Origin of the sequence: Inquilinus limosus (assembly GCF_002195995.1) — a bacterium.
Taxonomy (GTDB): Bacteria; Pseudomonadota; Alphaproteobacteria; order DSM-16000; family Inquilinaceae; genus Inquilinus; species Inquilinus limosus_C.
In genome coordinates this window covers 25135-31684 of sequence record NZ_NHON01000072.1, presented here as the reverse complement: position 1 = coordinate 31684, position 6550 = coordinate 25135, and the positions used below count along the sequence as shown (strand labels likewise).

At 68.2% G+C, this 6550-nt stretch carries 6 protein-coding genes; all 6 read right to left on the bottom strand.

Features of this window, described 5'->3' with window-relative positions; genetic code table 11:
- Window positions 1–144: 144 nt before the first annotated feature.
- Complete coding sequence (locus BWR60_RS27090) at window positions 145–1167, bottom strand: endonuclease/exonuclease/phosphatase family protein (protein WP_088154861.1); 1023 nt, start codon at window positions 1165–1167, stop codon at window positions 145–147.
- A 3-nt stretch (window positions 1168–1170) separates the two neighbouring features.
- Complete coding sequence (locus tag BWR60_RS27085; RefSeq protein WP_088154859.1) at window positions 1171–2088, bottom strand: sugar phosphate isomerase/epimerase family protein; 918 nt, start codon at window positions 2086–2088, stop codon at window positions 1171–1173.
- 15 nt (window positions 2089–2103) lie between these two features.
- The gene (gene ugpC, locus BWR60_RS27080) at window positions 2104–3222 is read right to left on the bottom strand and encodes a sn-glycerol-3-phosphate ABC transporter ATP-binding protein UgpC (RefSeq protein WP_088154857.1); all 1119 of its coding nucleotides are present in this window, start codon (window positions 3220–3222) and stop codon (window positions 2104–2106) included.
- Window positions 3223–3233: 11 nt separating this feature from the next.
- Window positions 3234–4121 carry a sn-glycerol-3-phosphate ABC transporter permease UgpE gene (ugpE, locus tag BWR60_RS27075; RefSeq protein ID WP_088154855.1) on the bottom strand — a complete coding sequence of 296 codons (888 nt, stop codon included), beginning with the start codon at window positions 4119–4121 and terminating at the stop codon, window positions 3234–3236.
- A gap of 11 nt (window positions 4122–4132) precedes the next feature.
- Window positions 4133–5017, bottom strand: coding sequence for an ABC transporter permease subunit (locus tag BWR60_RS27070; protein WP_088154853.1), 885 nt, complete (start codon window positions 5015–5017; stop codon window positions 4133–4135).
- A gap of 80 nt (window positions 5018–5097) precedes the next feature.
- Entirely contained in the window at window positions 5098–6441 is a 1344-nt protein-coding gene (locus BWR60_RS27065) for an extracellular solute-binding protein (protein ID WP_088154851.1), read from the bottom strand.
- Between the last annotated feature and the right edge of the window lie 109 nt (window positions 6442–6550).

Genomic DNA, 6550 nt, shown 5'->3' with positions numbered 1-6550 from the left:
CTTCAACCGCCCGAACAACACGCAGCCGAAGATCCTGCGACAAGGGTCCTGCCATTCATGCCGGCCTCCGATCCAGCACAAAGCTTGAATCACAGTTCACCCAAAATGGGAACTCCTCTCGAATCAGCCTTAGCGGCTAACGCTCTAGGCCCTTGCCTCAGCCTTCTGCTCGACCGCCACGCCCGTCATCACGGTCGCTGCCACCACATCGTGGTCGGAGATCGCAGCGCCGGTCGCGTCGACCGCCGGGATCGTCTCCGGCGCCTCGGCCTCGGCATGGCGGGTGAACAGCCAGTCGAGCCTGGCGAAGGGCGCCACCGGCGTGCCGTCGGGGCGGGTGCGCTGGGTTGGACCGGGCGCGTTGCAGCGGTGCCAGTCGAAGCCGGCGGCGCGCAGTACGGCGAACAGCGGTTCCTCCGGCACCTCCAGCGACCCCAGGGCCTCCTTGGTGTTGAAGTCGCCGCCCAGCACCACCCCGGCCCCGGTCGGGACCAGCCGGTCGATCGCCGCCACCAGCCGTTCGCCCTGGCAGGCGCGGTCGGCGGCGTCGCTGTGGCTCTCGAGATGGGCGGCGACCAGCCACAGCGGCCGCTTCGTGTCCAGCCGGGCGGCCACCGCCATGCGCCCGCCCAGCCGGCGCTGGTTGCCGCTGCGTCCGGCGAACCAGGTGCCGCCGGCATCCAGCGGGATGACCACCGGGTCCAGCAGCTTATGGCGGCTGAGGATGGCGTTGCCGTGCAGCCCGGTGCGGTTGTCCTCGTCCGCATGCCATTCGCATTCGCGGGCATCGCCGAGGCCGAGCTCGACGAACTCGACGCCATAGGCCCAGCCCATGCCCAGCGCCTCGGCCAGGTCGCGCACCGTGTGGCGGTTGCCGGACCGGGCCATGCCGATATCGGCCTCGGTCAGCAGCACCACATCGACGCCCCGCAGCAGGGCGGCGGAGGGGGCGTGGTATTTCAGCCGCTCGGCGTTCCAGGCGGCGACGCGCAGCCGCGGCCCGACCGGCCACTCCTCTTCCGCCGGACGATGCTCGACGGCATTGAGCGCCGGCACCTGGGGGGCGAAGCGGTCATGGGCATCGTCCGGGGCCAAAGCGGCGTCGGCCAGCAGGATCGGGTCGGGGGCCGGCAACACGCCGGCCCGCCGGGAGATGACGTCCCGCATCGCTCAGGCCGCGAGGGCGCGCTGGTTGACCAGATCGGCCAGGCGGCGGGCGCGGGCCAGGCTGTCGGCCAGCTCGGCATCGTAGCGGTCGGCGTTCAACTCCAGGATCATCACCGTGTCGGGCTGGAAGGTCAGCTCGGCGAAGATCTCCTCCCAGGCAATGTCGCCCCAGCCCAGCGGCAAATGCAGGTCGCCGATGCCGAGCGCCACGGCCTCGGACGGCTCGTAGAACTTCGTCATCGTGTAGGGCCGGCCGAAGCTGTCATGCACGTGCAGATGGCCGGTGGCCGAGGCCATGCCGCGGATCTGGGCGCGCCAGTCCAGGCCGCGTCGCGTGCTCTCGATATAGGCGTGGCTGAAGTCGATCAGCGTGCACAGGTTCGGATGGCTCACCGCCCGCACCGTGTCGGCCACCTCGGCCGGGGTCTGGCGGTACTCGCCGTCATCCATGCCGAAGATGTTCTCGAAGGCCAGCTTGACGCCATAGCCGCGGGCGACATCGGCAAGCTCGGCCAGGGCCTCGCGCTCCATCACGTCCAGCCGGTCGCGGCCGGCCTGGTCGGCCATCGCCGCCTTGCCGCAATGATGCACCAGCACGCCGGCGCCGACCTGGTCGCACAGCTCCAGCATCGCCCGCACCACCGCCTTCTGCAGCGGCAGGTTCTGCTCGTCCATGAAGTTGGAGACGATCTGGCCGTGCACGGTGTAGCGCAGGTCGTGGCGGCGGGTGATCTGCTCCAGCTTCTGCGCCCGGCCGGGCAGGACGCGGCCGCCGGCGATCAGGTCCTCGCCGTACAGTGACAGCTCGGCCGCGTCGGCGCCCAGCGCGGCGATGCGGCCCAGGCTGGCGTCCAGGCGGGAGAGATCCCCCTTGCCGCTGACGCCGGTGGAGAAGCCGATGGCGGTGATGATGTCGGTCATGATTGTCTCTCGCTCTCAGGCGGCGGTGGCGACGGCGAAACGATGCTCGGCCGGCAGGTCGGCATCGAGGCGCAGCCCGGTGTGCGGGTCGAAGAAATGCAGCTGCGACGGCGGCAGGTACAGGCCCAGCGGCTGGCCGGGGGTGTAGGCGGCCTCGGCCCCGGTGGTCACGGCGAAGGACAGGCCGTCGATGTCGGTGTGGACCACCCGGCCGGCGCCAAGCTCCTCGATGAAGTCGACCGTGGCGACCAGCGCGCCCGGATGGTCGACCGGCACGATCTCCACCAGCTCCGGCCGGATGCCGAGAGCGGCGGAGCGTTCGACGAAGCGCCCGCCGAAGGCCGGGTCGATCGCGATGGTCTTGGTCTCGTCGAAGCCGAACTGGCCGGGGGCGAAGATCCGGCCCTCGATGAAGTTCATCGCCGGCGAGCCGATGAAGCTGGCGACATAGCGGGTGCGCGGGTGGTTGTAGATCTCGGCCGGCCGGCCGATCTGCTCGACCACGCCCTTGTTCATGACGATCAGCACGTCGGCCAGGGTCATCGCCTCGACCTGGTCATGGGTGACGAAGACCGAGGTGGCGCCCAGGCGGCGGTGCAGGCGGCGGATCTCGACCCGCATCTGCACCCGCAGTTTGGCGTCCAGGTTGGACAGCGGCTCGTCGAACAGGAACACCTCCGGCTCGCGGATGATGGCGCGGCCCATGGCGACGCGCTGGCGCTGGCCGCCGGACAGGGCGGCCGGCTTGCGGTCGAGGAAATCCTCCAGCCCGACCAGCTTCGCCACCTCCCGCACCTTGGCCATGCGCTCGGCCTTCGGCATGCCCGCCACCTTGAGCGCATAACCCATGTTCTGGGCCACGCTCATATGCGGATACAGGGCGTAGTTCTGGAACACCATGGCGCAGCCGCGCTCGCGCGGCTCCAGCTGGTTCACCACCCGGCCGCCGATCGCGATCTCGCCGGCGGTGATCTCCTCCAGCCCGGCGATCATGCGCAGCAGGGTCGACTTGCCGCAGCCGGACGGGCCGAGGATCACGGCGAAGGTGCCCGACGGCAGGTCCAGGTCGACGCCGTGCACCACCGGCGTCTTGCCGTAGCTCTTGCGCACGCCGCGGATGGCGATGTGGGCCATGGGGTCTCTCCTCACTTGTCGGTGGCGATCAGGCCGCGCACGAACCAGCGCTGCATCAGCGCGACGACCAGCAGCGGGGGAATCATCACGATCAGGGTGCCGGCCATGGCGATGTTCCACTCCGGCAGGCCGCCCTGGTTGTTCGGGATCAGGCGCTTCAGCTCCACCACCGCGGTGCTGAAGGACTGGTCGGTGGTGACCAGCAGCGGCCAGAGGTACTGGTTCCAGCTGTAGACGAAGAGGATCGCGGCCAGCGCCAGCATGTTGGTGCGCGACAGCGGCATCAGGATCTCGGCGAAGAAGCGCATGGCGCCGGCACCGTCCATCTTCGACGCCTCCAAGAGCTCGTCCGGCACGGTCAGGAAGAACTGGCGGTACAGGAAGGTGCCGGTGGCGGTGGCGATCAGCGGCAGGATCAGGCCGGTGTAGGAGTTCAGCAGGTTCCACTGCAGGTCGACCTGCAGCCCGATGGCCGCCAGGATGCTCTGGAACGGCGACAGCGCGTTGGCCGCGATCGAGTAGGTCGGCACGATGCGGACCTCCAGTGGCAGCATCAGCGTGGTGAAGATCAGCCAGAACACCAGCATCCGCGCGCGGTAGCGGAAGAACACGATCGAGAAGGCGGTCAGCGCCGCCAGCACGATCTTGCCGGCGGTGACGCCGATCGCGACGACCAGGCTGTTCAGCAGCTTCGGGCCGAACTCCGCCTGGTCCCAGGCGGCGGCGAGGTTGTCGATCAGGTGGCCGCCGGGGACCAGGCTCATCGGCACCTGGTTGACGCCCTGGATGTCCTTGGTCGCCGCGGCCAGCACGATGGCGAAGGGCAGCAGCACCAGGACCAGGCCGGTGATCAGGATCAGATGCGTCAGGGCGTTCAGGATCGGGGTGCGTTCGATCATCGCATCCTCCCTCAGCTGTAGTGGACGCGGCGTTCGACCCAGCGGAACTGGACGAAGGTGAGGGCCATGACCAGCAGCATCAGGACGATGCTCTGGGCAGCGGCGCCGGAGTAGTCGAGGCCTTTGAAGCCGTCGAAATAGATCTTGTAGACCATCACTTCGGTGCCGCGGGCGGGACCGCCCTCGGTCATGATGTCGACGATGCCGAAGCTGTCGGTGAAGCTGCCGGTGAGGTTGATCACCATCAGGAAGAACAGGGTCGGCGCGATCAGCGGCAGCTGGATGTCGCGCATCCGGCGCAGGGCGCCGGACCCGTCCATGGCGCTGGCCTCGATCAGGCTCCTCGGGATCGACTGCAGCGCCGCCAGGAAGAAGATGAAGTTGTAGCCGATCCAGATCCAGGCGTGGCACAGCACGACCATGATCAGGGCCTGGGTGGCGTTCAGCACCGGGTCCCACAGGCCGGGCCACAGCGCGTTCAGCGCGCCGATCATGCCGCTCTCGGGGGCGAAGATGAAGCGGAAGGCGATGGCCGCGGCGGGCGCCGCGATGGCATAGGGCCAGACGAAGATCGAGCGGTAGGCCTGGAAGCCGCGCAGCTGGCGGTCGACGAACAGGGCCAGGACCAGGGCGCCGGCCATGGCGATGCCGGTGGCCAGGACGGCATAGGCGAAGCTGACGCCGACCGAGCCCCAATAGGCGCTGTCGCCCAGGAGCGCCTGGAAATTCTCCAGCCCGACCCATTCATTGCCGCCACCCCAGGGCTGCTCCAGGGTGAAGGCCCAGTACAGCGCCTCGCCGGCCGGCCAGTAGAAGAACAGGAACACCAGCAGCAGCTGCGGCGTGATCAGGAGCCAGGCCAGAGTCCGGTTCTTGAAGAAGGCGCGTTTTTCCATCGGGTCCGAGGCGGCTGGTGGAGGAGGGGTCTGCACCCCTCACCCTCCCGTGGGCCGGGAGGGTGAGGGGGCTGCGCCGGTTACAGCAGCTGCTTGCCGGCGTAGGTCTTCTCGAAGCGGCGCAGGATCACGTTGCCGCGCTCCACCGCCTGGTCGAGGCCGTCCTGCACCGAGACCTTGCCGGCGATGATCGCCTGGAAGGCGTCCTGGACCTCCTTGCGGATCTGGATGTAGCCGCCGAGGCGGATGCCGCGGGAGATCGGGGTGGTCGGGGTGTAGGTCAGGCTCTCGATCGCCAGCTCGCGGCCTTTGTAGGGGGCCTTGTCGTAAAAGCCCGCGGCCTTCATCGCCTGAAAGCCGGAATTGGTCACCGGGATGTAGCCGGTGACGGTCGACCACCATTCGACCGAGGAGGGCTGGGCCAGGAAGTTCAGGAACGCCGCGGCGCCCTTGTATTCGCCATCGGACTTGCCGGCGAGGACCCACAGCGAGGCGCCGCCGACCAGCGAGTTCTTGCGCTCGGTGCCGGCCCAGACCGGCAGCTTGACCACGTCCCAATGCATGTCCGGGGCGGCCAGCTTGCCGATGGTGCCATGGTCGGCGACCGAGGACTGGGTCATCTGGCAGGCGCCGGAGGCGAAGGCCGGGACGATGTCCTGGCCGCCTTCCTTGGTCTTCAGCACGAACAGGCCTTCATCGTACATCTTCTTGATGAAGGTGATCTGGTCGACGAACTTGGTCTTGTTGAAGACCAGCTCGGCGTCGAGCCCGTCATAGCCGTTGTTCTTCGTCGCGATCGGCTGGTTGTGGATCGCCGAGAACTGCTCCAGCGTCGGCCAGGGGTCGAAGTTGAAGGCCAGCGGGCAGTCGTAGCCGGCGGCCTTCAGCTGCCGGGAGATCTGCTCGACATCCTCCCAGGTCTCCGGGCCCTTGTCGCGGCCGATCTTGGCGAAGGCGTCCTTGTTCCAGTAGAACAGCGCCGTCGAGGAGTTATAGGGGAACGACATCAGCTCGCCCTTCGACGTCGCGTAGTAGTTCGCGATGCCGGGGAAATAGTCGTCCCACTTGATGTCGTAGCCGTTGTCGGCCATCAGCTTGCGGGCCGGGACATAGGCGCCGGACAGCATCAGGTCCAGCGTACCGGCGTCGAACACCTGCACCACGGTCGGCTGCTTCTGGGCGCGGTAGGCGGCGATCGCGTTTTGCACCGCGTTCGGATAGCCGCCCTGGCCGACGCAGGTGATCTCGAAATCGGCCTGGCTGTCGTTGAAGCGCTTGCAGGTGTCCTGCACCCGCTGCTCCAGGTCGCCGGTCAGCCCGTACCAGAACTCGAACTTGGTGCGCTCGGCCTGGGCCGGCTGTGCGAATGCGGCGGCGGCGGCCAGCGCGAAGGCGGCCGCCGACAGCTTGGTCACGACGGTCATGTGTGTCTCCCCTTTGGCCGCCCTGCGCGTCCCTCGACGGGCGGCAACGGGCCGATCCCTACAGGGGGAAGATGACGATTCGATTGAGCATTCGTCTCGCCCGGATGAC

Coding starts and splice junctions, on each gene's coding strand:
- BWR60_RS27090 (WP_088154861.1), bottom strand. CDS start 1,167: ATGCGGGACGTCATCTCCCGGCGGGCCGGCGTGTTGCCGGCCCCCGAC.
- BWR60_RS27085 (WP_088154859.1), bottom strand. CDS start 2,088: ATGACCGACATCATCACCGCCATCGGCTTCTCCACCGGCGTCAGCGGC.
- ugpC (WP_088154857.1), bottom strand. CDS start 3,222: ATGGCCCACATCGCCATCCGCGGCGTGCGCAAGAGCTACGGCAAGACG.
- ugpE (WP_088154855.1), bottom strand. CDS start 4,121: ATGATCGAACGCACCCCGATCCTGAACGCCCTGACGCATCTGATCCTG.
- BWR60_RS27070 (WP_088154853.1), bottom strand. CDS start 5,017: ATGGAAAAACGCGCCTTCTTCAAGAACCGGACTCTGGCCTGGCTCCTG.
- BWR60_RS27065 (WP_088154851.1), bottom strand. CDS start 6,441: ATGACCGTCGTGACCAAGCTGTCGGCGGCCGCCTTCGCGCTGGCCGCC.